Annotated in this window: 25 protein-coding genes; 8 read left to right on the top strand and 17 right to left on the bottom strand. The window is 62.2% G+C overall.

Features of this window, described 5'->3' with window-relative positions:
• The first annotated feature begins 511 nt into the window (after positions 1-511).
• Together HP556_RS06725 and HP556_RS06730 are read left to right on the top strand one after the other, a co-directional pair.
• Positions 512-1339: a lytic murein transglycosylase gene (locus tag HP556_RS06725; RefSeq protein ID WP_175366382.1), complete on the top strand. Its 828-nt coding sequence runs from the start codon at positions 512-514 to the stop codon at positions 1337-1339.
• Between the two features lie 278 nt (positions 1340-1617).
• Positions 1618-2847, top strand: a complete 1230-nt coding sequence (locus HP556_RS06730; protein ID WP_175366383.1) for a GGDEF domain-containing protein — start codon at positions 1618-1620, stop codon at positions 2845-2847.
• 4 nt (positions 2848-2851) lie between these two features.
• On the opposite strand, the gene HP556_RS06735 is transcribed toward HP556_RS06730, so the two are convergent.
• Positions 2852-3364, bottom strand: a complete 513-nt coding sequence (locus tag HP556_RS06735) for a PAS domain-containing protein (protein WP_089262075.1) — start codon at positions 3362-3364, stop codon at positions 2852-2854.
• A gap of 173 nt (positions 3365-3537) precedes the next feature.
• Between HP556_RS06735 and HP556_RS06740 the strand changes: the two genes are divergently transcribed.
• Complete coding sequence (locus HP556_RS06740; RefSeq protein ID WP_414716915.1) at positions 3538-4056, top strand: DUF4112 domain-containing protein; 519 nt, start codon at positions 3538-3540, stop codon at positions 4054-4056.
• Between the two features lie 38 nt (positions 4057-4094).
• On the opposite strand, the gene HP556_RS06745 is transcribed toward HP556_RS06740, so the two are convergent.
• From HP556_RS06745 to HP556_RS06770, 6 genes are all read right to left on the bottom strand, one after another.
• Complete coding sequence (locus tag HP556_RS06745) at positions 4095-4379, bottom strand: hypothetical protein (RefSeq protein WP_068733430.1); 285 nt, start codon at positions 4377-4379, stop codon at positions 4095-4097.
• Positions 4380-4625: 246 nt separating this feature from the next.
• Positions 4626-5006 carry a hypothetical protein gene (locus HP556_RS06750; RefSeq protein WP_139285870.1) on the bottom strand — a complete coding sequence of 127 codons (381 nt, stop codon included), beginning with the start codon at positions 5004-5006 and terminating at the stop codon, positions 4626-4628.
• Between the two features lie 165 nt (positions 5007-5171).
• Positions 5172-5585: a peptide-methionine (R)-S-oxide reductase MsrB gene (msrB, locus tag HP556_RS06755; protein ID WP_093759446.1), complete on the bottom strand. Its 414-nt coding sequence runs from the start codon at positions 5583-5585 to the stop codon at positions 5172-5174.
• A 41-nt stretch (positions 5586-5626) separates the two neighbouring features.
• The gene (msrA, locus tag HP556_RS06760) at positions 5627-6343 is read right to left on the bottom strand and encodes a peptide-methionine (S)-S-oxide reductase MsrA (RefSeq protein WP_175366384.1); all 717 of its coding nucleotides are present in this window, start codon (positions 6341-6343) and stop codon (positions 5627-5629) included.
• Positions 6344-6559: 216 nt separating this feature from the next.
• Positions 6560-6949 carry a BA14K family protein gene (locus HP556_RS06765; RefSeq protein ID WP_093759444.1) on the bottom strand — a complete coding sequence of 130 codons (390 nt, stop codon included), beginning with the start codon at positions 6947-6949 and terminating at the stop codon, positions 6560-6562.
• 117 nt (positions 6950-7066) lie between these two features.
• Entirely contained in the window at positions 7067-8176 is a 1110-nt protein-coding gene (locus tag HP556_RS06770) for an ATP-dependent DNA helicase (protein ID WP_068733440.1), read from the bottom strand.
• A 174-nt stretch (positions 8177-8350) separates the two neighbouring features.
• On the opposite strand from HP556_RS06770, the gene HP556_RS06775 reads away from it, so the two are divergent.
• On the top strand, positions 8351-8737 hold the full coding sequence (locus tag HP556_RS06775; protein ID WP_175366385.1) for a DUF4345 domain-containing protein: 387 nt from the start codon (positions 8351-8353) through the stop codon (positions 8735-8737).
• Positions 8734-8916: a hypothetical protein gene (locus HP556_RS06780; RefSeq protein WP_175366386.1), complete on the top strand. Its 183-nt coding sequence runs from the start codon at positions 8734-8736 to the stop codon at positions 8914-8916. Before HP556_RS06775 ends, HP556_RS06780 begins: the two co-directional genes overlap by 4 nt.
• On the opposite strand, the gene flbD is transcribed toward HP556_RS06780, so the two are convergent.
• The 8 genes from flbD to HP556_RS30460 form a co-directional block, all read right to left on the bottom strand.
• Positions 8917-10302: a sigma-54-dependent transcriptional regulator FlbD gene (flbD, locus tag HP556_RS06785; RefSeq protein WP_068733445.1), complete on the bottom strand. Its 1386-nt coding sequence runs from the start codon at positions 10300-10302 to the stop codon at positions 8917-8919.
• Between the two features lie 53 nt (positions 10303-10355).
• Positions 10356-10700: a flagellar motor switch protein FliN gene (fliN, locus tag HP556_RS06790; RefSeq protein WP_089262063.1), complete on the bottom strand. Its 345-nt coding sequence runs from the start codon at positions 10698-10700 to the stop codon at positions 10356-10358.
• Between the two features lie 21 nt (positions 10701-10721).
• Positions 10722-11342, bottom strand: coding sequence for a FliH/SctL family protein (locus HP556_RS06795; protein ID WP_175366387.1), 621 nt, complete (start codon positions 11340-11342; stop codon positions 10722-10724).
• A complete protein-coding gene (gene fliG / locus HP556_RS06800) occupies positions 11342-12433 on the bottom strand; it encodes a flagellar motor switch protein FliG (RefSeq protein ID WP_089262059.1) in 1092 nt (363 codons plus the stop codon). Before fliG ends, HP556_RS06795 begins: the two co-directional genes overlap by 1 nt.
• Positions 12434-12438: 5 nt before the next feature.
• Positions 12439-14052 carry a flagellar basal-body MS-ring/collar protein FliF gene (fliF, locus tag HP556_RS06805; RefSeq protein WP_175366388.1) on the bottom strand — a complete coding sequence of 538 codons (1614 nt, stop codon included), beginning with the start codon at positions 14050-14052 and terminating at the stop codon, positions 12439-12441.
• A gap of 171 nt (positions 14053-14223) precedes the next feature.
• Complete coding sequence (gene sciP / locus HP556_RS06810) at positions 14224-14499, bottom strand: CtrA inhibitor SciP (protein WP_002714638.1); 276 nt, start codon at positions 14497-14499, stop codon at positions 14224-14226.
• A 146-nt stretch (positions 14500-14645) separates the two neighbouring features.
• Positions 14646-15359: a flagellar hook assembly protein FlgD gene (locus HP556_RS06815; RefSeq protein ID WP_175366389.1), complete on the bottom strand. Its 714-nt coding sequence runs from the start codon at positions 15357-15359 to the stop codon at positions 14646-14648.
• 10 nt (positions 15360-15369) lie between these two features.
• Positions 15370-16893, bottom strand: a complete 1524-nt coding sequence (locus tag HP556_RS30460) for a flagellar hook-length control protein FliK (RefSeq protein WP_175366390.1) — start codon at positions 16891-16893, stop codon at positions 15370-15372.
• A gap of 320 nt (positions 16894-17213) precedes the next feature.
• Between HP556_RS30460 and mnmA the strand changes: the two genes are divergently transcribed.
• Genes mnmA through HP556_RS30210 form a run of 3 tightly spaced genes read left to right on the top strand, consistent with a single transcriptional unit; the run spans position 17214 to position 19488 of the window.
• Positions 17214-18410, top strand: a complete 1197-nt coding sequence (mnmA, locus tag HP556_RS06825) for a tRNA 2-thiouridine(34) synthase MnmA (RefSeq protein WP_175366478.1) — start codon at positions 17214-17216, stop codon at positions 18408-18410.
• A gap of 17 nt (positions 18411-18427) precedes the next feature.
• Complete coding sequence (locus HP556_RS06830) at positions 18428-19066, top strand: class I SAM-dependent methyltransferase (RefSeq protein ID WP_175366391.1); 639 nt, start codon at positions 18428-18430, stop codon at positions 19064-19066.
• A gap of 50 nt (positions 19067-19116) precedes the next feature.
• The gene (locus HP556_RS30210; protein WP_120289121.1) at positions 19117-19488 is read left to right on the top strand and encodes a hypothetical protein; all 372 of its coding nucleotides are present in this window, start codon (positions 19117-19119) and stop codon (positions 19486-19488) included.
• A gap of 15 nt (positions 19489-19503) precedes the next feature.
• Here the strand turns inward: HP556_RS30210 and HP556_RS06835 are convergent, their stop codons facing one another.
• Positions 19504-21363, bottom strand: a complete 1860-nt coding sequence (locus tag HP556_RS06835) for a bifunctional sugar phosphate isomerase/epimerase/4-hydroxyphenylpyruvate dioxygenase family protein (RefSeq protein ID WP_175366392.1) — start codon at positions 21361-21363, stop codon at positions 19504-19506.
• On the bottom strand, positions 21360-22100 hold the full coding sequence (locus tag HP556_RS06840; protein WP_175366393.1) for an ABC transporter ATP-binding protein: 741 nt from the start codon (positions 22098-22100) through the stop codon (positions 21360-21362). The genes HP556_RS06835 and HP556_RS06840 overlap by 4 nt, the downstream gene beginning before the upstream one ends.
• Positions 22101-22107: the final 7 nt, after the last annotated feature.

Raw genomic sequence — 22107 nt, forward strand, 5'->3', positions numbered from 1 at the left:
TGCGGCTACCCTGTCCCTCCGCCCTGGGACATTAATTTTGGTGATGGGACCGTTCGCCATGGCAGATGTGCAAGCAACCGAAAAAACACCGCATGCGGAACGCCGGGCAATCGCTCGGCGCCTCCGAAAGTCCTGATGCACTCACAATTGCGGAAGACCGCATCGCATCAGGCCCAAGGGTGCAACGGGCACCCGGCGTTCCGCACGCCCTCTCACAGGGGGCCGGGAATGCAAACCACGACGGCGCCCCCGCGCCGCAAACAATGGGGGTGATGACGCATGTCTGAAGATCCCACGCACGTCATTCCGGGGCGCGGCCGGCGCTTGCCGGACGCGAGCCCGGAATCCCGACATGGGAGGCTCAGATAGCGCTAGGCCATGTCGGGATTCCGGGTTCACGCTTGCCGCCTTCGGCGTCGCGCGCGCCCCGGAATGACGAGAACAAGGCGCGCCGTTGTTCGGACACACCGGTCATGCCACACTCCGGTATCGCCAACCCAACAGGTTTTTCATGACCAATCGTATCACCGCCATTGCCATTGCCGCTGTGTCCTTCGTCTCGGTTGCGCTGACGGCCACATCCTCGCAGGCCGCCAAATGCGGCGGCGACTTCCAGGGTTTCATCGCGGCCATGTCGCAGGAGGCCGCCGCCGCCGGCGTGTCGCAGGGCGTGATCTCGCAGGCCTTTGCCGGCGTGACGCAGGACCCCGCGGTGCTGTCGTTCGATCGCCGCCAGCGCGGCACCTTCAACAAGAGTTTCGAGCAATATGTCTCGACCCGCGTCGGCCAGGGCCGTATCTCCATGGGCCTGCAGATGATGCAGCGTCACGCCTCGCTGCTGTCGCGCATCGAGCAACGCTTCGGCGTGCCGCCTGAAATCGTGGTGGCGATCTGGGGCCTCGAGTCGGATTTCGGCAAGGGCGATATCGGCAAGATGCCGGTGATCCGCACGCTCTCCACCATGGCGCATGACTGCCGCCGCACCGAACTGTTTCAGGGCGAGCTGATCGCGGCGCTGAAGATCCTGCAGCGCGGCGACCTGCCGCAGCGCGACCTGATCGGCGCCTATGCCGGCGAGCTCGGCCAGACGCAGTTCCTGCCGTCGAGCTACATCAAATACGGCGTCGATTTCGACGGCAACGGCCATGTGGATCTCCGCCATTCGGTGCCGGACGTGCTGGCCTCGACCGCGAACCTCCTGAAGACCGCGGGCTTCCGGGGCGGCCAGCCTTACGGCGAAGGCACGGCGAATTTCGAGGCGATGCGCGAGTGGAACAGGGCCACGATCTATCGCAAGACCATCGGCTATTTCGCCGATCGCCTCGCGGCCGGACGCTAGGCGAGGGGCGATAGGCAAGGCGAGGGCGCGCGCGGTTTTAAACTTTTGTTAAGCCGCGCGGCCGCCGGGCGAACTTTGGGAACCCCGATGGTGAAAGTCGGATTAACTCATTCCCTTTCACTCTTTCAAAACCACACTGGGGATTATCCGCCGCGAGTCAGATTCCGTTAAGCGTCGCCGACGCATTTTACCACCTGCTGGGAACGAGTGGTGAGAGTGATGGCGGGGATCGACAGCAGCGCGCAGAAGCGCGACGCACAACGTGGCGGGTGCCGCCGATGTTGAACGTCGGCACGCTGTTCACGGTGTTCACCGTCAACTTTTTGGCCCTCGGCGTGGTCTGGGCCTATGTGGCCACCAGCTATCCCAATCTGCACGCCGCGCGTTACTGGACAGCCGCCGCGTTCGCCGCGGCGCTCGGCAACAGCATCTCGGTGCTGCGCGGCGTCGGCGTCGATCCGCTGATCGCCATCCTGCTGGGCAACGGCCTGCTGCTGCTGGCCACCAGCCTCGCCGCCATCGGCATGAATCAGTTTTACGGCCGCCCAGCGGGCTGGCGCGCGCAAGCCGTCGTCATCGCCGCCAGCCTGGCCGGCCTGCTGCTGTTCACGCTGTGGCACGACAACATGACGATGCGGGTGCTGATCTATTCCGCCGGCCAGTCGGTCACCGTTGTCATGACCGTGCCGCTGCTGTTGTCGCGCAAGGATGGCGGCGGCAATGCCGGCGCCCGTCTCGCCGGCTGGCTCGCCATCACGCTCGTTGCTGCGCATGCCGTGCGTTCGGCCGCGGCGCTGGCGAATATCGGCGGCAATATGACCTTTGCCGATTTCAACAATCTCCAGGCCATGATGGTGCTGGTGCTGGTGTTCCTGGCGATGTCGTGGAATTTCGGATTCCTCCTGATGGCCATCGATCGCCTGCGCGGCGAAGTTGCCGAACTCGCACTGGTCGACGATCTCACCGGCGTCGCCAATCGTCGTCATCTGGTGCAGCGCCTCACCGAGGAATGCGCGCTGGCGCGTCGCACGCAAAAGCCGTTCGCGCTGCTGGCGATCGATCTCGACGGCTTCAAGGAAATCAATGACGGCCACGGCCACGCGGCCGGCGACGATTGCCTGCGTCACTTCACGCTGATGACCCAGAGCAAACTCCGCCCCGGCGATCTGCTCGCGCGTTCCGGCGGCGACGAGTTCAGCATCATCCTGCCGGCGACGACGCTGCATGAAGCGGCAAACATCGCGCGCCGCATTCTGGATGTGTGCCGCATCGACGCCGCGGGCTGTGCGCCCGGCGAGATTCCGATTGCGGCGTCCATCGGCGTGGCGCAGTGGCACCCGCAGGTCGGGCAATATCCGGAGCGACTGATCGCGGCTGCCGACCAGGCGCTCTATGCCGCCAAGAACGACGGCAAGAACCGCTTCGCCCTATGCGATCTCGAAGCGCCGTCGATGGTGCCGGCTCTCAACATGGACGAAGCCATCGACCGCGCCCGCAAGCTGGCCTGATCGCTCAGTTCATCGTCTTGTCGTGGGTGATGTCGATGATCGCGCCGGGCAGGCGGACGGGGCGCCCATGTCCGTCCAGCGTGCAACTGCCGCGCGCGAGAACCCAACTGATCCGGTCGTTCTTGATCAGGCGACACTCGCACTCAAAGATGCCGCCTGATCGCATCGCGGCCGCGACCGCCGCGTGCACCCGGTCAACGTCATCGGGATGGACCGCTGCGAGATAGGCCATGTTCGGCAGACCGCGCGCGGCCGTTTCGGGATCGACATTGAAGAAGCGGGCAGCCCCGGCATCGAGATAGTTGCGGTCGTTGCTGATGTCCCAGTCCCAGAAACCTGCGATCAGTTCACGTGCGGCGAGCCGGCGCGGCATCGGCATCTCGAACGCGTCGTCCTCGGCCGTGGTCTGGTAGGCCTCTGCTGCCGCGAGCCGCAGGATGTAGGAGAGAAATTCGTGCTTCCGCTCCCGGGCGAAGCTTGCAATATCGAGGCACACGTCACCCAAGGGTCGTCGCATCGCTCATCCCCACCCGTTCCCGGCGGGGGCAGAATATAGCGGGCTCCTTGCAATTCAACCGGTGGTTGGAGAATTTCTGCGCGGCAAATATGGGGATCGCGGTGGATCGCCCGATGAGGCGTGACGCGATGCCGCTTGCAGAGTTGGCGCGTGTCCCCCATGTCATGGCCATGATGAGCACAGGTCAATCAACCACTTACGACGCCGGCCGCCCACGCAAACCGGCGTCCGCGCATGGTCCGATCATCGATCAGGATGGTTTTGAGGTTCGGCCCGAGCAACTTCGGCCGGATGTGCAGGGCTTTCGGTTCGACTTCGGAGCGGGCGCCAATCCGTTTGCAAATCTCACGCGCGAGCAACGGCTGGCGCGGCTGGATGCGCTGGCGAAACTGCTCGACGTCGCCTTCATCGTACCGGGCACCAAGATCCGCTACGGCATCGATGGTCTGATCGGCTTGATTCCGATCGTGGGCGACATCATCACCACGGCGATCTCGCTATGGGTGGTGCGCGAGGCACGGGCGCTCGGCGCGCCGTGGCATCTCACGGCGCGGATGCTGGGCAATGTTGCGGTGGACGGTGCTGTCGGCATCGTGCCCTTTATCGGCGATGCGTTCGACGTGATGTTCCGGGCCAATGTCCGCAACGTCAGAATGCTGCGCAAGTGGCTCGAAAAACAGCCCAGACTCTAGTTCAGAGTCCGGGCTGCGATCGTCTCAATTCGTGAAGCTCAAGCTGCGTCGGCGTCGTCGGTCGCAGGTTCTTCGGCGCGCACGCGGCGCTCGAGCGGGAAATCCTGGCTCTCATAGAGCGAGCGGATGCCGCTCTGGTCGAAACGGGCTTCCTCGACCTGCAGATAGGCGCCGTTCAGCGAGTCAGCCGGCAGCTCCTCGATCGCGAACTGGACGGCGGCGGCGGCCGTATCGAAACGACGATAGGCGAAACCGGCACGCTTTTTCTTGCGGATCGCGGCGGGGAAGAGTTCGGCTGCGGTGTTGTAGCTGAAAGCTGCCATGGTCGGGGACCTCATCTGAATACGCAACGAAACGACGCTTCATTCGCAATGCAGCCGATCCGGCGGCGCGCGGAACATCATTTCAGGACAGACCCCAATATAAGCACGTTTTGGCCGATTGCGACACCTGCGATACAGCATGATGAATCGCCGGCCGCGGGCGGTATTGCCGTAATAGCTTTGTGATTTAAAGAGCTTAGCGCGCGCTTAAGGCATGGGCAGCGGCGCGCGCGGCGCAATATTTGCCTATTGTCCGGTCACGTCCGGCAGCGGCACGATTTTCAGGGGGGTGGTATAGGGCTCGACCCGCAGCGCCTCAGTCGACATAAGCCCCACCTGCCGCAAAGGCGCCTGCTCCAGCGCCCCGGCCTCAGCCTTGCGCACGGCGTACTGCCAGGCCGTCAGCGTACCCTTCTGGACCAGATGCTTGGCGACGCCGCCGGCGTTCTTGGCTTCGAAAGTGGAAAGCTGGTCATCGTTAATGCCGATGATGATCTCGTCCTTGGCCGTGATCACCTTGAACAGCGACACCTTGTCGGTCGCCAGTGCGGGGTGGGACACCAAGCTTTCGAGAATGAGACCCGCAAGGGCAATGCCGAGCAACAAACGGTTTGAACGGGTAGACATCTTGGTACTTTCTTATTCTTCTTCGCAAACGTGCATACCGCTGAGGCATGTTCAAGTAACAGGCAATAGGCGAAGCCGCTTACGGACAAGTATTGGACAGAAATGCCCCGCGAGACTTCGATGAGTCGCACGGGGCACTGAAACAGTTCGATAGGGGATACGTATTTATTTAGGCTGAAGTTTCAAGGCCGCAGAGTTGATGCAGTATCGCAATCCCGTGGGTCCGGGGCCGTCGTCAAACACATGTCCGAGATGACCATTGCACTTGGAGCACAGCACTTCCGTGCGGATCATGCCGTGGGTCACATCGCGTTCTTCGTCGATATGACTTTCTCGTGAGGGCTGCGTGAAGCTCGGCCAGCCGCAGCCGGAATCGAACTTGGCATCGGACTCGAACAGTGTCTGGCCGCAGCCGGCGCAGACGAAGGTGCCCGGCGTATGGTCATGTTCGTACTCGCCGGTGAACGGACGCTCCGTCGCCTTTTCGCGCAGTACCGCATACTGCATCGGGGTCAGTTCGCGGCGCCATTCGGCTTCGCTCTTTTCGACCTTGCCGGATGTGGTCTTGGTGTCGGTCATTCTCTCTCCTTCCCGATCGGCGATGGCTGCGAGCGCTCAGGTCAATTTGTGACCTTCGACGCGCTCACCAGCGTCGGCTTCTCGATATAGTTCTGGGCAAAGATCTTCTTCAGGTTCTCGACCTTCGGAATATCGTTATAGGCAATATAGGGCTGGTTCGGGTGCAGCGTCAGGTAGTCCTGATGATAAGCTTCCGCCGGATAGAAGGCTTCAAGCATGCCGAGCTTGGTGACGATCGGCTTCTTGTAGACCTTTGCAGCGTTGAGCTGGGCGATATAGGCTTCCGCCACTTTATTCTGCTCCGGCGTCGTCGCGAAAATTTCCGACCGATATTGCGTTCCCGAATCCGGGCCCTGGCGATTCAGCTGGGTCGGGTCATGCGCCACCGAGAAATAAATCTGCAGGATCTTGCCGTAGCTGATCTTTTGCGGGTCGTATTTGATCTCGACCGCTTCGGCGTGCCCGGTCGAGCCGGTGCTGACCGCGGTGTAATTGGCCGAGCTCTTGGAGCCGCCGGCATAGCCGGACACAGCGTTGACGACGCCTGCCGTGTGCTGGAATACGCCCTGGACGCCCCAGAAGCACCCACCCGCAATCACCGCAGTCTGAATGCCGGTCGCGGCCGGCGTATCCGCCGCGGGTGCGGGAATGATGACAGCCTCTTCGGCGGCAAAAGTAGGAGCCACGAGGGCGGTCGAAATCGCCAATGCGCCGGCAAAGGCGCAGAGCGAGAGGCGGCTGAACAGGGAGCGGCGCATAGCAGGTCCTCTTGGATGATCGATGGCCGGATGACCGGCAGTCTAGACCGGAGCCCGTGGTTCGCAATCGGCATTTCCGGTGGGCACATCCGAGATACGGAAGAGGGTGCCGGTTGTTACGCGATACCGGACACGAGTTCGTGAGGATCTGGATGGCAGGAAAAAGCCGCGGAACATGCGTCCCGCGGCTTTCTGATTAACTATGACGCTAACCACTTACGGGCAGGGATAACGATTGCCGTCGTTGTTCAGATAAGTGCCTGACGCCGGATCGTAGGAACGATAGCGCTGCGCGCAATAGGCTGCGTTCTGCTGGGCTGCCGCGTTGGCCTGGCTGGCCGCAATCGCGCCGCCGATGATGGCGCCCGCTGCGAGGCCGCCGACGACGGCGCCAGCGCTGGGTCCGCGGCGATAGTAGCCGGGACCGTAGCCGTAGCGTGGGCCATAACCGTAGCGGCGATAATACTGCACGTTCTCGGTGGCCGACGGTACGGCACTGGCGAGGCCGGGCTGACTAAGCAGGGGCGCAGATGTTGCCGGCGCCGAAAACGCCAGCGCGCTTGCGCCGATCATCGTAGCCATCGTCAAGATTTTCGCGGGATGCATATCGAGCTCCTTATTAAGCGTAAGTGGCCGAAACGTTCGGGCGGGCATCTTGTTCCACGATGCCTAGGAGCCAGACGCGTCAGATCAGCGCATGCGATTGATTGCAAAATACGCGCGTTAAACCACGATGCTCAAGCGCTTCGCGGCGCGGGTGATGCCGGTGTAGAGCCAGCGGGCGCGGCTCTCCTGAAATGCAAAGCTCTCGTCGAACAGAACGACGTCGTCCCATTGCGAGCCCTGGCTTTTGTGCACGGTCAGCACGTAGCCATAGTCGAATTCGTCGTAAGGCTTGCGTTGCTCCCACGGCAGCGTCTCAACACCGCCCGAGAAACAGTCCGCGCGCACAGATACCTTGGTGACCTTGCCGCCAAAATCCTCATCCGGCGAAATTCGCATGGTGATGATCTGCGACTTCGAGGCAGCGCGCGCCTTCACGCGCCACAGACCGCCGTTGAACAGCACCTTCTTGCGGTTGTTGCGCAGGCAGACCAGCTTGTCATTGGCCACCGGCAGCAGGTCCTCGATGCCAAGTTTCTGCCGGACACGCATATTGTAGGCGCGGCGCGTGTTGTTGCGGCCAACCAGTACCTGATCGGCGGACATCACGCGATCCGGATCGAGTGCCTTGCGCGACACGATTTCGCTCAGGCCATATTGCCCGGGCTGCAGCGACCGCCCCTCGCGGACATCCATCGACATGCGCACGATCGGATCGTGCTCGGCCTGGCGATGCACTTCGGTCAGCATCACGTCGGGCTCGGTCTCGGTGAAGAAGCCGCCACCCTGGATCGGCGGCAACTGCGCGGGATCGCCGAGCACCAGCAGAGGGCAATCGAATGACAGCAGGTCGCGGCCAAGCTCGGCGTCGACCATCGAACATTCGTCGATCACGATCAGCTTGGCCTTGGAGGCTGGCGCGTCGTCCCACAGTTCGAAATTCGGCTGCTCCTCGCCGCTCTCACGGGCGCGATAGATCAGTGAGTGAATCGTGGAGGCGCCGTCGCAGCCCTTGTTGCGCATCACCAGCGCCGCCTTACCGGTAAAGGCTGCGAATTTCACCTCGCCGTCCACATTGTCGGCGACGTGCCGCGCCAATGTCGTCTTGCCGGTACCGGCAAAGCCGAACAGCCGGAACACCTGCGGTGTGCCGTTGCGGCCTGGCTTCGCCTTCAGCCAGTCGTCGACGGCTTTCAGCGCGGCATCCTGATGCGGGGTAAAGGTCGGCATTGCGTCTCTGGAAAGCGGTGCGCAGCCATTTTGCCGCGACTCAGCGGGGAAAGCTAACCATTCAGGCGTCTGACGCAAGCCGGAGACCCCCAAGTTGTGTGCGCCAACGTGGCCGGTTGCTCATTGTCGTTCCATGACGCAGTTATTAGGCTGCTTGAGCCCAGGGAGCCCATTTTGGAACGCAGACTGCTTCAGATCGCACTGGCGATTGTCGGCCTCGTGGCCATCCTGTTCGGCCTGACCGGCGTGCTGTTCGGCACCAGCCTCTCGGGCGTCAGGCTCGGCGTGACGATGGAAGGCTATGTGCGCTTCATCAAGGGTGTGCTGGTGGCGGTCGGACTGATCTACTGGTCGGCGATCCCGCAGATCGAAAAGCGCTTTGAGCGGATTTCGATCGTGACCTTCATCCTCGTGTTTGGTGCGGCTGCGCGTCTGCTGGCGGTGCTCGGTCATGGCTTTCCGACCGTGGGCCTCCTGATCAGTCTGATCGGCGAACTCGTGGTCGTCCCGATGATCTGGCTGTGGCTCCGCCATCTCGTGCGGCGGGGTGCGGTCGCATGAAGCGGATCGGCATTGGGATCGTCTATGTGATCGGCGCGATTTCGATCGGTTATCTCGCGTTCTATGCCTATGCGATGTTCACCCGGCAGGCGCTGACGCCGGGAGATCCGATCAAGATTTTTCGCAAGCAGGACGCGCCGAGCTATTCGCAGGGCGCGTCGTTGTCGTTTTTCGCGTAATTACATCGCGCCCATGGCCGCACGATAGTCGCCGGCGCCTGCGCCCGCCGGTGTGATCGGCAACCCGCCATCGGCATATTCGTTGAGCTTGTTGCGCAGCGTGCGGATCGAGATGCCAAGAATGTTGGCCGCATGGGTGCGGTTGCCGAGGCAGTGCTTCAGCGTTTCAAGGATCAGATCGCGCTCGACATCGGCTACGGTACGGCCGACCAGTGCGCGGGTCACGGTTTCTGCCGCCATGGTTGCATGCGCCACGGCCGGCGGGGTCTTGGCGAGATCGAGACGATCGCCATCCGGGGTCAGGATGGCATCCGCGCCGATCTCGTCGCCGTTGGCCATCAGCACCGAACGGTGGATCGTGTTTTCGAGTTCACGGACGTTGCCCTGCCAGCGATTGGCGGTGAGCACGCGCCGCGCCTCGGCGGAGATCGGACGCACCGGAACGCCATTGGCGTCGGCATATTTCTTGGCGAAATGTTGCGCCAGTTCGAGAATGTCGGCCGGGCGATCGCGCAGCGGCGGGATCTTCAGGTTCACGACGTTGAGGCGGAACAGCAGATCTTCGCGGAACGTGCCTTCGCGTACGGCGTCGGACAGGTTGCGGTTCGAGGTTGCGATGATGCGAATGTCCACCGGCACCGGCTTGGTGCCGCCGACGCGGTCGATGACGCGCTCCTGAATGGCGCGCAGCAGCTTCGACTGCAGCCGCACGTCCATTTCCGAGATTTCGTCCAGCAAGAGCGTGCCGCCGGTGGCTTCCTCGAACTTGCCGATGCGGCGTGCGATCGCGCCGGTGAAGGCACCCTTCTCGTGGCCGAACAGTTCGGACTCCAGGAGATGCTCGGGGATTGCAGCGCAGTTAATGCTGATGAACGGCTTCTTGGCGCGGTTGGAGCGGGTGTGGACGTAGCGCGCCAGCACTTCCTTGCCGGTGCCCGATTCGCCCGTGATCATCACCGACGCATCGGAGCCGGCGATCTGCTGCGCCAGCTTGACCACCTTGCCCATCATCTCGTCGCGATAGATCAGGTCGCGGGAGTCGTTGGCGACGGCGGCCAGAACGGCGGCGATCAGTTCCGGATCTGGCGGCAGCGGGATGTATTCTTTGGCGCCGGCATGGATCGCCGCCACCGCAGCGCGGGCATCGGTGGTGATGCCGCAGGCGACGATCGGTACATGGATGTGTTCGGCTTCCAGCCGCATCACGAGGTCGCGGATGTCGAGGGCGACATCCACCAGCAGGAGATCCGCGCCCTTGCCGCCGCGCAACACGCCCATCGCCTGATCGTGGCCTTCGGCATGAACCACGGAGGCGCCGTTATCCATGGCGATCTTGGTGGCGGTGGTGAGTTGGCCCTTGAGGGTACCAACGATGAGAAGCCGCATGGTGATCTCCTGTTATATCCTGGTCGCGCCCTTGAGGCGCCGTTTGTCTCGAATTAGCTGCGTTCAGCCTTGATGATTTCAGTCATGGTGACGCCGAGCTTTTCTTCGACGAGGACGACTTCGCCGCGCGCCACCAGGCGGTTGTTCACGTAGATGTCGATCGCTTCGCCAACGCGGCGGTCGAGTTCGAGCACGGTGCCGGGCCCGAGCTTCAGCAATTCGCCCACACCCATCTTGGAGCGGCCGAGCACGGCCGAGACCTGGACTGGAACGTCGAAGACCGCTTCGAGATCGGCGGCAATACGCGTGACCTGTTCTTCGTCAGCATAGCCCACGTCCCCCATTGCGCCGGGATCGGTGGCATTGAGATCGGGAAGCGGCACCTGTGGATCGCTCATATTCTAGTCCTCACAGCCCTGTCAGGCCTGATTGCGCGACGCCATGTAGCGTCCGACGAGTTCGTTGATCTTGGCGTCGATGGTTGAGCGTTCGAGCACGACGCCGCCATCCGCCCATTCGATTTTGCAGTCGCCGTTCTCGATATCCGGCTCGGCGAGGATGACGAGGCGACCGGCGAAGCCGCTTTGTTTGGCCTGTTTCTCGATGCGTTCGCGTGCTTCGTCGTAGAGCTGGTCGTTGATGCGCACCACGAGATGCGGTGTCGACACCAGATTCTTGAAACAGTCGTGGACCAGGGCCATGACTTCGGTGAGCGGCTCAACGGCGATCAATTCACTGCAGAGTTTGCGTGCCACCGACACCGCGACATCGACAGCTTCGGTTTCCATCTTTTCTTCGATGGCCCCGAAGCGCGACGAGATCGAGGAAATCGCAACGCCGATCTGTTCCAGCGCCAATGCGGCGCGACGGTCGCTTTCGGCCTTCGCCTCGCGCTGGGCCGCATCGAAGCCTGCGCGATAGGCCTGAGCTTCGGCGTTGGCGACCTTCTCCGCAATCTCGGCCGGCGTGATCGCGGGCGCACGCGTCTTGTCGGGCGCTGCGAAGTCCATATCGAACAGAAATTTTGCGGGGGCGGCCATCAATACACCAGCTCGTCGTCGGCGCGGTTCTTGGTCAGCACGATTTCGCCCTTGGCGGCGAGATCCTTGGCCAAATTCACCAGCAGTGCCTGTGCCTCGTCGACATCGCGCAGACGGACCGGGCCGAGCGCGGCCATATCGTCGGTCAGCATCTTGGCGGCGCGGGACGACATGTTGCCCATGAAGAAGGCGCGCACTTCCTCGTTGGCGCTCTTCAGTGCGATACCCAGTTTGTCCTTGTCGATGCTGCGCATCAGGGTCTGTGCGGAGCCGGCATCCAGCTTGATCAGGTCGTCGAAGGTAAACATCAGCGCCTTGATGCGCTCGGCCGCCTCGCGATTGTCTTCTTCCAGCGAGGTGATGAAGCGCGTCTCGGTCTGGCGGTCGAAATTGTTGAAGATTTCCGCCATGACTTCGTGCGCGTCGCGGCGACGGGTCTGCGAGAGGTTCGACATGAATTCGACGCGCAGCGTCTGTTCGACGCGCTCGATGACTTCCTTCTGCACCGCTTCCATCTTGAGCATGCGGTTGATGACGTCGAGCGCAAGATCCTCGGGCAGGATGCCGAGCACGCGTGCCGCATGCTCCGGCTTCAGCTTCGACAGCACCACAGCGACGGTCTGCGGATATTCGTTCTTCAGGTAGTTCGCGAGAACCTCTTCCTGCACGTTCGAGAGTTTTTCCCACATGTTGCGGCCGGCGGGGCCGCGGATTTCTTCCATGATACCGCTGACGCGCTCGGACGGCAGATACTGGGTCAGCAGACGCTCGGTGGCATCGAAAGTGCCCATCAGGGCGCCGGAGGCGGACATCCGCGATACGAATTCGAGCAGCAGATCTTCGACCGTCTCCGGCTCGATGGTTCCGAGCGACGACATGTGAAGTGAAAGCTCACGCACTTCGTCGTCGTCGAGCTGCGCCCACACCTTGCCGCCATACTGTTCGCCCAGCGCCAGCATCAGGATGGCTGCACGCTTCGGGCCGCTGAGCGGCTTCGCGGGCGCGCGGCCGCCCTGGCGCTGTGCGAGCGAAGCGACGACGCTGGCGATGTCGCTGCTGTTGTCGCCGGTGGTTTGCGGAACGGATGCCATTCAGATCACGCCGGTTCCTGCAGCCATGCGCGAACAATGGCTGCGGTTTCGTTGGGGTTACGATCGGCCAGTTCGCCCACGCGATGCACGGATTGCGCGTGGACCTGACCCTGGATGGTGGCGACGTCGATCATGTTGGGGCCGCTGGCGGGAATGACGGTCTGTCCGTCAGCGCTGAGGGCGACACCGTCGGGAAGAACGAGAGCGTTGGCTGCAGGGAGCGCCGGCACGGGCTCAGAGGCGAGGACGCGGCGGACGAGCGGGCGGATGACCATGAACATCACGACCAGACCGAGCAGCATCATGACCGCGAGTTCGATGACGTGCATCACGTCATCCTTGGTGAATTGCATCATGCCGAGCAGACCGGTCGGCTCCGGCGTCGGAACGACAGTTGGGCCCTCGGCGAATTTCAGGTTGACGACCTCGACCTGATCGCCGCGCTTCTGGTCGAAGCCAATGGCCGAACGGACCAGCGCTGCGATGCGATCGAGTTCTTCCTTGGGGCGTTGGGCGTAGACCTGCTCGCCCTTCTCGTTCTTGCTGTAGCTGCCGTCGACCAGTACCGCGACCGAGATGCGATTGACACGGCCTGCTTCGGTCACTTCGGTCTTGGTGATGCGGGAGATTTCGTAGTTGTTGGTTTCTTCCGACTTCTTGCTTTGATCCTTCGCCGTCCCCGTGTTGCCGGCCGCCTGATTGCCTGGCAGTTCGTTGTTGACGGTGACTTGGCCATCCCGCTCGCCGACGGCGGAGGATTCTTCGCGGCTCTGGCTGGAGCGCAAGACCCGGCCTTCCGGGTCGAATTTGTCGGAGGTCTGCGTGACCTTGTTGTAGTCGAAGTCGGCTGTGAGCTGGACCCGGGCCCGGCCTGCGCCCACCACCGAGGAAACGATCGCTTCGACCTGGCTCCGCATCCGCTTTTCGAAGCCGGCGCGGCGTTCGTCGCCGGTGGCGCCTTCCATGGTCGCGTCAGCGGCGCCGTCGGCGAGCAGCTGTCCGGCTTCGTCGACGATCGAAACCCGGGCCGGCTTCAGGCCGTTGACGGCCGACGCGACGACATGGCGGATCGCCCTAACCTGCTGCGGGTCGAGGGCGCCGCGGACGCGGACGACGATCGAGGCCGAAGGCTCAGGCGCTTCGCGGGAGAACAGGGGGCGTTCCGGCAGGACGAGGTGGACGCGGGCAAACTGCACCCGGTCGATCGCCCGGATAGTTCGAGCCAATTCGCCTTCGAGAGCACGCAAGTGGTTGATATTCTGAACAAAATTTGTTGTGCCGAGAGCGTCGGACTTGTCGAAAATCTCGTAGCCGACGCCGCCACCCTTGGGCAGGCCGCCTTCGGCCAGCTTCATGCGCAGGCGAGTCACCTTGTCCTTCGGCACCATGATGGCGGCACCGTCGTTCTTCAGCTCATAAGGGATGGCCTGACGTTCCAGGTCCTTGATGATCGCCGAGGAGTCCTCGACGCTCAGGTCCGTGAACAGGGTGGTCATCTGCGGCGTGGTGACCCGCATGATGACGAAAGCAAAGAAGCCGATGAGCGCGGCCGTCACCGCAACCATCGCCATCAGGCGCGCCGCGCCGAGACCTTTAAGGAAACTTAGAAGACTCTGCACGAACCAGCCCCTGAGATTCGGCCTCAAAGACCGACTGGGCAAATTTTGCCGGGGTATGGTTTCGATATGGTTAACGGCGGTTAACGGGTGGCAAAAATATGGCCAAATGACGAAAACCGGCTTCCCATGAGGGAGCCGGTTTTCATCGAATTGGAGATATTAACGATTCGTTTACTGACGATACTGCTGGATGCGGGTGGTCCGCAGTCCTGCCAGACCGTGCTGGTCGATCGAGAACTGCCACGAGAGGAATTCGTCGACTGTCAGCGTATAGCGGCTGCAGGCTTCCTCAAGAGACAGAAGGCCACCGCGTACGGCGGCGACGACTTCGGCTTTGCGGCGGATGACCCACCGTTTGGTTCCGGGCGCGGGCAGATCCGCAATTGTTAACGGACTGCCGTCAGGCCCGATGACGTATTTGACCCTCGGGCGATGGGGTTCTGTCATGGCGTACTCACAAACTCTCAACCACTGAACTCACTTCAACAATCTACGCCCAGCGACTTAAAATTTGCCTAAGCCTACAACTCCAATGCGAATAGAACTGGATTTGGTTCGAAATAATCGTCCCGAGGAGATGACGCGGCGCAGCGTCAGGTTGTCGGTGTGGTTGGCGTCGTCGGAGTCGTCGGCCGCACCACGCGCTTGATCTTGTCGACGGTATAGTTGGTGCCGTTGATCGAGAGCAGGGCGGGGCTCGCTGACAGATCGACGGAATCGACAACGCCCTGGACTTCCGTGGAGATAGCGACGTCGCGACCGTTGTCGTCCTTGCCCGTTGCCGTCAGCGTATAGGCCCCTTCGGGATACTGAACGCCATCATTGCCTTTGCCGTCCCATACGAAAGTGCCGTTGCCGGACTTCAACGTATACTTGCCGGTGTAGACAACGTTACCAGCGGAATTCGTAATGTTGACGGTGGCTGTCGAGTCCTTGTCGGCGAGAAGATTCCATGTCGCCGACGTCTTGAATTGCGCCGTGCTGCCGTCGACAGCGACGTTGTTGCCGACATAGATGAGCGCCTGCGTCGCTTCCGTAGCTTTGCCGAGATCGACCAGGGCTTTCAACTGATCGTTCGACTTGAGCTGCTGTTCGACGCCCGCGAACTGCACGAGTTGCTGCGTGAACTGATTGGTATCGAGTGGATCGAGCGGGTTCTGGTTCTGCAGCTGCGTCGTCAGCAGCGTCAGGAACGTCTGGAAATTATCGGCAATGCCGGTGGTCGTCGAGCCGGAGCTGCTGCTCGAGTTCGATACCGGCGTGGTACCGGATACGACAGGGCTTGGAGTCGTTGCTTCAACTGCCATGGTTCACTCCTCAGATACTGATGTCGACGCCGCTGCTGGATCCCAGCATGCGGCCATAACCGCGGCCCGCAGCAATCGCAGGCACGGACTCGTCTTCGTGGATCACAAGGCGCTGGGCGTTGCGGCCCGAATTCTCGCCACTATTCTGTTGCTGGCCTTGCGATTGATCGCGCAGGCTGAATTGTAATCCGCTGTCGTTGGTCTTGAGACCCGCCTGTTCGAGCGCGCGCTGCAGTTGCGGTGCATCCTGGCGCAGCATGGTCAGGGTTTCCGGCTTCTCGACGGTGAGGTGCGAGGTGACATTGCCATGCTTGTCGACTTCGAGGCGGACATCGATACGGCCAAGCTCAGCAGGGTCGAGCCGGATGTCGAAGCTGCTCTTGCCCGATTTGGCGTTCTGGGCGATCTCGACGGCGACGCCATTCAAAGGCACTGGCGCATTGGTCGCGACCGTGGCGGTCAATTGCGGGGTCGCAGCTGCAATCGGCGTCGTTGCGGTCTGCAACGGCTGCTGCTGCAAGCTATTGGTGGTCGGCGCAGTCACATCCGGTACTGCAGCCTGAGCGGTGTGTTCGGTGCGACGCTCGTGGGCAGCGCCAGCCGCAGGCTTTGCTGCTTCCGGTGCAACAGTGGTCGCGTCAGTTGCTACGCCATCGACGAGTTTGTCGCCCGGCTTGGCGTCCTTGCCGACTGTTGCCGCTGCGGCCGCGTCGACTGGCTGCGTGGACGTCGTCGTGGCCGCCTTCGTCTTGTCTTCTGATTTGACCTCAGCCGTTGATGCCGTTGCGGCATCGGCTGCGCTGGTCTTCTTCGCGCCGGCTTTGCCGCCCGCGGGTGTCGCGGATGCGATAAGTGTCGCGAAATTCGCTTCGGCTTCCGGGGGCGTCGCTGCAGGCGCCGCTTCGGTATCAGCCGTTGCAGCTTCGGTCACTGCCGTCTGGGCTTTCAAAACGGCTGCAGCGATGGCGAGAGGCTGTGCAACGCCGGTGGTTTCGGGCGCTGCCGGAGCTACCGCAACATCGGTCGTGGCCGCAGGCACGGGGATCGCGACGGCGACGGCGGCGACCGCGACGGGTTTCTCGGTTGAGGCCGTTGCGTCGGCGTCGGTCGTTGTTGTCTTGTCGGTATCCTTGGACGGGGCGTCCTTGGTGTCGGTCTTGTCGCCCGTCTTCGCGTCGGCCTTGGAATCGACCTTCGTGTCGCTCGGGTCGCTCTTATTCGCCTTGCGGGAGTCCTGCGCGGCATCGGCTGCGTGGGTGTCGCGGTCGCGTGCATTGGCGGCCGCGTTGTCGGTGCGATCGTCGGCCTGCCGTGTGCGGTCATTGCTTGAGGAGCGGGTGTCGTCACGCCGTGCGGGTGCTGGCAGATCAGGCTGGGCTGCCGCGGCGCGGTCGCTATTGGCGCTGGCAACGGTGTTGCTGTCGACCAGCGAGCCGAAGCTGTCGGCGTCCGACCGCTGATCGTCGCGGGACGAATTCGATCGTGCGTTCTGAAACGAGACGTTTGAGACGATATCGGACGTGACGCTAACCACGGGCGGCCTTTCCAGAAGAGTTCTATCCTCCTTTCAGCAAGGACCGGGCCACCTCTCGTTTTATAAAAATATCTATATAAATCAGTATGTTGTAATTCGGATGGAACCTCCGTGGGGACCGTCGCGGCATTATCTTTTCTGCCCGGCGGCAAGAATTGCCGTTTCCGGCGAGGCGCCGTGATTGATTGAGCGCAAGGCGGCCTATATTAAAGTGCCATATCCCAACCCATTGTCGGACCGACCTTAAGTTCCGGGATTTGGCTCCGTTTTCCTGATCGCGACGGTTTGCAGCCAGCGCGGTCGCATCAGTGACCGAAACCATGCTCAACAGTCTCGATCTCGAAGGCCGTCCGCAGGACACCAGGGTCGTGGTCGCCATGTCCGGCGGCGTCGACTCCTCGGCGACGGCTGCGCTGTTGAAGTCGCAGGGCTACGACGTCGTCGGTATTACGCTACAACTCTACGATCACGGCGCCGCCACCCATCGTAAGGGCGCCTGCTGCGCCGGCCGTGACATACATGATGCTCGCGACGTCGCCGAGCGGATCGGGATCCCGCATTATGTGCTGGATTACGAAAGCCGGTTCCGCGAGTCCGTCATCGACAATTTCGCCGCGAGCTATGCCTCCGGCGAAACGCCGGTGCCGTGCATCGAGTGCAATCGTTCCGTCAAGTTCCGCGACCTGCTGGCGACCGCGCGCGATCTCGGCGCGCAGGCGCTGGCGACCGGGCATTACGTGGCCTCGCGCCGCCTTGCTGACGGCTCGCGTGCCATGGTCTGTGCTGCCGATGCCGATCGCGACCAGAGCTATTTCCTGTTCGCGACTACGCAGGAACAGCTCGATTATCTCCGCTTTCCGCTCGGCGACATGAGCAAGCCGCAGACCCGCGAACTGGCCCGGCAGTTCGATCTGTCGGTCGCCGACAAGCAGGACAGCCAAGACATCTGCTTCGTGCCGTCCGGCCGCTACACCGACGTGATCGAACGTCTGAAGCCGAATGCGCTCGAACCGGGCGAGATCGTCGATATGGATGGCCATGTCATCGGCCGCCACGACGGCATTATCCATTTCACTATCGGTCAGCGCCGCGGCCTCGGTATTGCAGCCAGCGCGCCGCTCTACGTGATCAAGCTCGACGCCGTCACCCGGCGCGTGGTCGTCGGCCCGCGTGAGGCCTTGCGGATGCACCGCATTGTGCTGCGCGACGTCAACTGGATCGGCGGCGGGACGCTCGATAGCGCCGTTGGCAATGGCCTCGAGCTGTTCGTCAAGGTGCGCTCGACCCGTGGACCACAGCCGGCCTGGTTGCGTGCTGTGAATGGCGGCTACGAGATCGAACTGGTCGGCGGCGAAGAGGGCGTATCGCCCGGTCAGGCCTGTGTGTTCTACGACGCGCCGGACGGGCAGGCCCGCGTGCTCGGCGGCGGCTTCATCAAGAGCGCTGCGGCGAAAAGCCCTGTCAGCACCTCCCCCCGCGATGCTAATGTCCCCGCCGTCGCAGCGATGCGTGTGTAAGAGTTCAGGGTAGGGGCATGGCTGGCGATATCGACCGCGCGGGGGTCGCGAAGGCTTACGGGCGCTGGGCGCCGATTTACGATCTCGTTTTTGGCAAGGTGTTCGATAGCGGTCGGCAATCGACGATTATCGAGGCCGATCGCATCGGCGGCCGCATCCTCGATGTCGGCGTCGGCACTGGACTGTCGCTGGTCGATTACGCTCGCACCACCAAAATCTGCGGCGTCGATATTTCCGAGCCGATGCTGCGCAAGGCCCATGAGCGCGTCCGCGCCCACAACCTCACCAATGTCGAAACGCTGGCGGTTATGGATGCGAAGAATCTCGCATTCCCCGACAATCATTTCGATGCCGTCGTGGCGCAATATGTCATCACTGCCGTACCCGATCCGGAAGCGACGCTGGACGATTTCATCCGCGTGTTGAAACCAGGCGGCGAGCTCATTCTCGTCAATCACATCGGCGCCGAGAGCGGTCCGCGCAAAATTTTCGAACTGGCCTTTGCGCCGCTGGCCCGCCGGCTCGGCTGGCGACCGGAATTTCCGTGGAAGCGGCTGGTGGACTGGGCAACGGTCCATGGCGGGATCACACTGGCCGAGCGGCGGCCGATGCCGCCGATGGGGCATTTTTCGCTGATCCGCTACATTAAATCCTGACTGTGGAGCGCGGGACCGGAACCTCCGTTCGCGCCCGCGGTTGGCTCCGGATGCAGATCAAACAGTCGCTCGTCATCGCAGGTCTAGTCATCGCCGGTTCCAGCGCCGCCTTCGCGCAGGCGCCGCCGACGCCTGCCACACCTCCCGCACAGACCGCGCCGCCATCGGCAGAGCGCGCAAATGCCAATTGTGCACCCACACAAACGACCCCACAGGGGACGATTGCTCCGAGCGGTACGACGACCGGCCAGAGCCCGGAGCCGTTGGGCGATAAGCTCGCGAAATCAGATGGTGTCCTTTGCCCGCCGAGCAATGTCGATCCCGCGATGCGGGCACGCGCGCCGAATTCAGATAGTAGCAATACGCCGGTGATTCCCCCGCCCGGCAGTCCCGGTGGCGATCAAAGCGTTCGGCCGAAGTAAGCCTTAACGAGTTCGTCAGGCGCGCGGCACGGACACAGGCCGCGCGTCACGCGTTTGAGCTGCGAGACGGATACCGGCGTTAGCCGCACCAAATCCCTGATAGTTGCGGCGCTCGACAATCTCGAAGAAGAAGCGCTCATCGAAGCTCGGCGTGTAGATCTGGAAGAATTCACCGTCGCCTTCGCGATCATACAGGATCTGGTTGTCGCGCAGCGCAGCCATCAGCTCGGCATCGAGCCCATACTTGGCTTCCACGTCATCGTAGTAATTGTCGGGAATACGTAGGAATTTGGCGCCGCGTTTGCGCATATCGGCCACAGCAGAAAAGATATTGTCGCACAAGAACGCGATATGTTGCACGCCGGAACCGAAGAACTCCGAGATGAAGCGGTTCGACAGCGTGCGCGTTGCGGATGATCCGTTCAGGATGATGCGCAGCGACTGATTGGCTGATATCAGCGCCTGGCTTTGCACGAGGCCGACCGGGTCCGGAATTTCCATCTGCGGCAGGCGCTGCAGGTCGAGAATGCCCGTGTAAAACAGAAGCCACGACAGCATCTCGTCATAGGGCATCGATTGCGAGATGTGATCGACGACGGAAAGATGATCTGAACCGGCATTGCTCTGCAGCGGCTCGAAATCTACGTCCCAGTTCTTGCCGGCCGCTTCCAGGAAGTAGAGCAGACTGCCGCCGACGCCGTGGATCGCCGGAATTTCCAGTTCGCCCGGTCCGACCGGCTGATAGAATGTCCGCGCCTGCAAGGCTTCCGCGCGCGCCATGGCCTGCTTGGTATTGCCGACGTCCAGTGCGATGGCGCACACGCCGGGGCCATGCGTTACGTAATGCGAATGCGCGAAACCGTCCGGCTCTGAATTGATCACGAGTTCGATGGCGCCCTGGGACCAGCGTTCGACGTCCTTGCTGCGATGGGCGCCAGTCTTGTGAAAGCCAAGTTGGCTGAGCAGCGTCGCAAGGTCTGTCGCCTTGGTCTCATTGACGGCGAATTCGATGAAGCCGACGCCGCGGGTGGATGTCTTTGGCTGCAGGGCGTCGGCCGGTGTCTTTGCCAGTTGATCCTGCAACAGGATCAGTGAGCGCAATCCGTCAGTGGCTGTGCGAACGGCAGAGCCTGCGCGGAACTGGTCGTTGAAAATCTCGAGGGACCACGCGCCGCTATAGCCGGTGGCTTGCACCGCTTCCATGAACTCAGCCACGGGCAGGTCGCCCTGACCGGGAAAGCAGCGAAAATGCCGGCTCCAGGACAAGACATCGAGGCCCAGCTTCGGCGCGTCGGCGAGCTGCACCAGAAAGATCTTGTCCGCCGGGATGGATGCAATGGCACTGACGGGAAATGCCGGGGCCAGTGCATGGAAGCTATCGAGGATCACGCCGATGGACGGGTGATTGGCGCGGCGCACGATCTCCCAGGCATCGCGATAGTCGTTGACATGAGCGCCCCATGCGAGCGCTTCGAAGCCGACACGCATGCCATGCTGCGCGGCGAGGTCCCCAAGCTCGCGAAAATCCGCTGCGGCTCGGTCGATACCGCCAAGCGAGGCCGGCGAGATGTTGCTACAGATTAGCATCAAGTCCGTCTGCAACTCTTTCATCAGGTCGAACTTGCGCGCCGCGCGCGCGAAGTTGCGGCTGCGCTGCGGCTCCGGCATGCCCTCGAAGTCGCGGAACGGCTGGAAAGCGCAGATGGTCAGGCCGAGGTCGCGGCACATCTGGCCGACGTCCCGCGGGCTTCCATTGAAGGATAGAAGGTCCGCTTCAAAGATCTCGACCTCGTCAAAGCCGGCAGCAGCGATGGCGCGGAGTTTCTCGTCCAGTGCGCCTGATAGCGAGACGGTGGCGATCGAGAGCTTGTTCATGCCGCGGTCTCCGTCATGGCGCCGCCGAGGAACAACTGTCCGATGCGCGGATCGTTGAGCACACGGTCGGCCTTGTCCATCAAGCGGGTCTGGCCGAGCTCCAGCACGATGCCGAAATCGGAAATCTCCAGTGCCGAGCGTGCATTCTGCTCGATCATCAGGATCGAGACGCCGCGGTCGCGCAGCTCCTTCAGGATGTTGAAGGTCTGCAGCACCATCAGGGGCGACAGCCCAATGGAGGGCTCGTCGATCAGCACTAGCTGCGGATTGAGCAGCAGGCCGCGAGCGATTTCGAGCTGCTTCTGCTCGCCGCCGGATAGCGTCGAGGCCTGTTGCTTCGCCTTGGTGCGCAGCACGGGGAATTGATCGAGAGCGGCCTCGATACGAGCGGGGAGATCGGTGATGTCGCGGCCGGCGGCGACGGCACCGAGCTCGATATTGTGACGAACCGTCAATTCCGGAAAGATATTGCGGCCCTGCGGGACATAGCAGATGCCTGCCGTCAGCAGTGCGCGCTGGCTGAGACCGGTGACGTCCTTGCCTTTGAATATGACTTTGCCTTCGCGCAGCTTCAGCAGACCGAAGATCGCCTTGAACACCGTGGACTTGCCGGCGCCGTTTGGCCCGATGACGGTGGTGATCGACCCAGCCGGCACCGAGAAGGTGGTGCCATTCAAGATCGTCATCTTGCCGTAGCCGCCGACAAGGTTCTGAACGTCCAGGATTGCATCGCTCATAGCGTTA

Source organism: Tardiphaga robiniae (assembly GCF_013359755.1).
In the GTDB taxonomy this organism is placed as follows: domain Bacteria; phylum Pseudomonadota; class Alphaproteobacteria; order Rhizobiales; family Xanthobacteraceae; genus Tardiphaga; species Tardiphaga robiniae.

What these genes read in the sequence shown, in the direction of transcription:
- HP556_RS06725 (WP_175366382.1), top strand. Translation starts at nt 512, where the DNA reads ATGACCAATCGTATCACCGCCATTGCCATTGCCGCTGTGTCCTTCGTC.
- HP556_RS06730 (WP_175366383.1), top strand. Translation starts at nt 1,618, where the DNA reads ATGTTGAACGTCGGCACGCTGTTCACGGTGTTCACCGTCAACTTTTTG.
- HP556_RS06735 (WP_089262075.1), bottom strand. Translation starts at nt 3,364, where the DNA reads ATGCGACGACCCTTGGGTGACGTGTGCCTCGATATTGCAAGCTTCGCC.
- HP556_RS06740 (WP_414716915.1), top strand. Translation starts at nt 3,538, where the DNA reads ATGAGCACAGGTCAATCAACCACTTACGACGCCGGCCGCCCACGCAAA.
- HP556_RS06745 (WP_068733430.1), bottom strand. Translation starts at nt 4,379, where the DNA reads ATGGCAGCTTTCAGCTACAACACCGCAGCCGAACTCTTCCCCGCCGCG.
- HP556_RS06750 (WP_139285870.1), bottom strand. Translation starts at nt 5,006, where the DNA reads ATGTCTACCCGTTCAAACCGTTTGTTGCTCGGCATTGCCCTTGCGGGT.
- msrB (WP_093759446.1), bottom strand. Translation starts at nt 5,585, where the DNA reads ATGACCGACACCAAGACCACATCCGGCAAGGTCGAAAAGAGCGAAGCC.
- msrA (WP_175366384.1), bottom strand. Translation starts at nt 6,343, where the DNA reads ATGCGCCGCTCCCTGTTCAGCCGCCTCTCGCTCTGCGCCTTTGCCGGC.
- HP556_RS06765 (WP_093759444.1), bottom strand. Translation starts at nt 6,949, where the DNA reads ATGCATCCCGCGAAAATCTTGACGATGGCTACGATGATCGGCGCAAGC.
- HP556_RS06770 (WP_068733440.1), bottom strand. Translation starts at nt 8,176, where the DNA reads ATGCCGACCTTTACCCCGCATCAGGATGCCGCGCTGAAAGCCGTCGAC.
- HP556_RS06780 (WP_175366386.1), top strand. Translation starts at nt 8,734, where the DNA reads ATGAAGCGGATCGGCATTGGGATCGTCTATGTGATCGGCGCGATTTCG.
- flbD (WP_068733445.1), bottom strand. Translation starts at nt 10,302, where the DNA reads ATGCGGCTTCTCATCGTTGGTACCCTCAAGGGCCAACTCACCACCGCC.
- fliN (WP_089262063.1), bottom strand. Translation starts at nt 10,700, where the DNA reads ATGAGCGATCCACAGGTGCCGCTTCCCGATCTCAATGCCACCGATCCC.
- HP556_RS06795 (WP_175366387.1), bottom strand. Translation starts at nt 11,342, where the DNA reads ATGGCCGCCCCCGCAAAATTTCTGTTCGATATGGACTTCGCAGCGCCC.
- fliG (WP_089262059.1), bottom strand. Translation starts at nt 12,433, where the DNA reads ATGGCATCCGTTCCGCAAACCACCGGCGACAACAGCAGCGACATCGCC.
- sciP (WP_002714638.1), bottom strand. Translation starts at nt 14,499, where the DNA reads ATGACAGAACCCCATCGCCCGAGGGTCAAATACGTCATCGGGCCTGAC.
- HP556_RS06815 (WP_175366389.1), bottom strand. Translation starts at nt 15,359, where the DNA reads ATGGCAGTTGAAGCAACGACTCCAAGCCCTGTCGTATCCGGTACCACG.
- mnmA (WP_175366478.1), top strand. Translation starts at nt 17,214, where the DNA reads ATGCTCAACAGTCTCGATCTCGAAGGCCGTCCGCAGGACACCAGGGTC.
- HP556_RS06830 (WP_175366391.1), top strand. Translation starts at nt 18,428, where the DNA reads ATGGCTGGCGATATCGACCGCGCGGGGGTCGCGAAGGCTTACGGGCGC.
- HP556_RS30210 (WP_120289121.1), top strand. Translation starts at nt 19,117, where the DNA reads ATGCAGATCAAACAGTCGCTCGTCATCGCAGGTCTAGTCATCGCCGGT.
- HP556_RS06835 (WP_175366392.1), bottom strand. Translation starts at nt 21,363, where the DNA reads ATGAACAAGCTCTCGATCGCCACCGTCTCGCTATCAGGCGCACTGGAC.
- HP556_RS06840 (WP_175366393.1), bottom strand. Translation starts at nt 22,100, where the DNA reads ATGAGCGATGCAATCCTGGACGTTCAGAACCTTGTCGGCGGCTACGGC.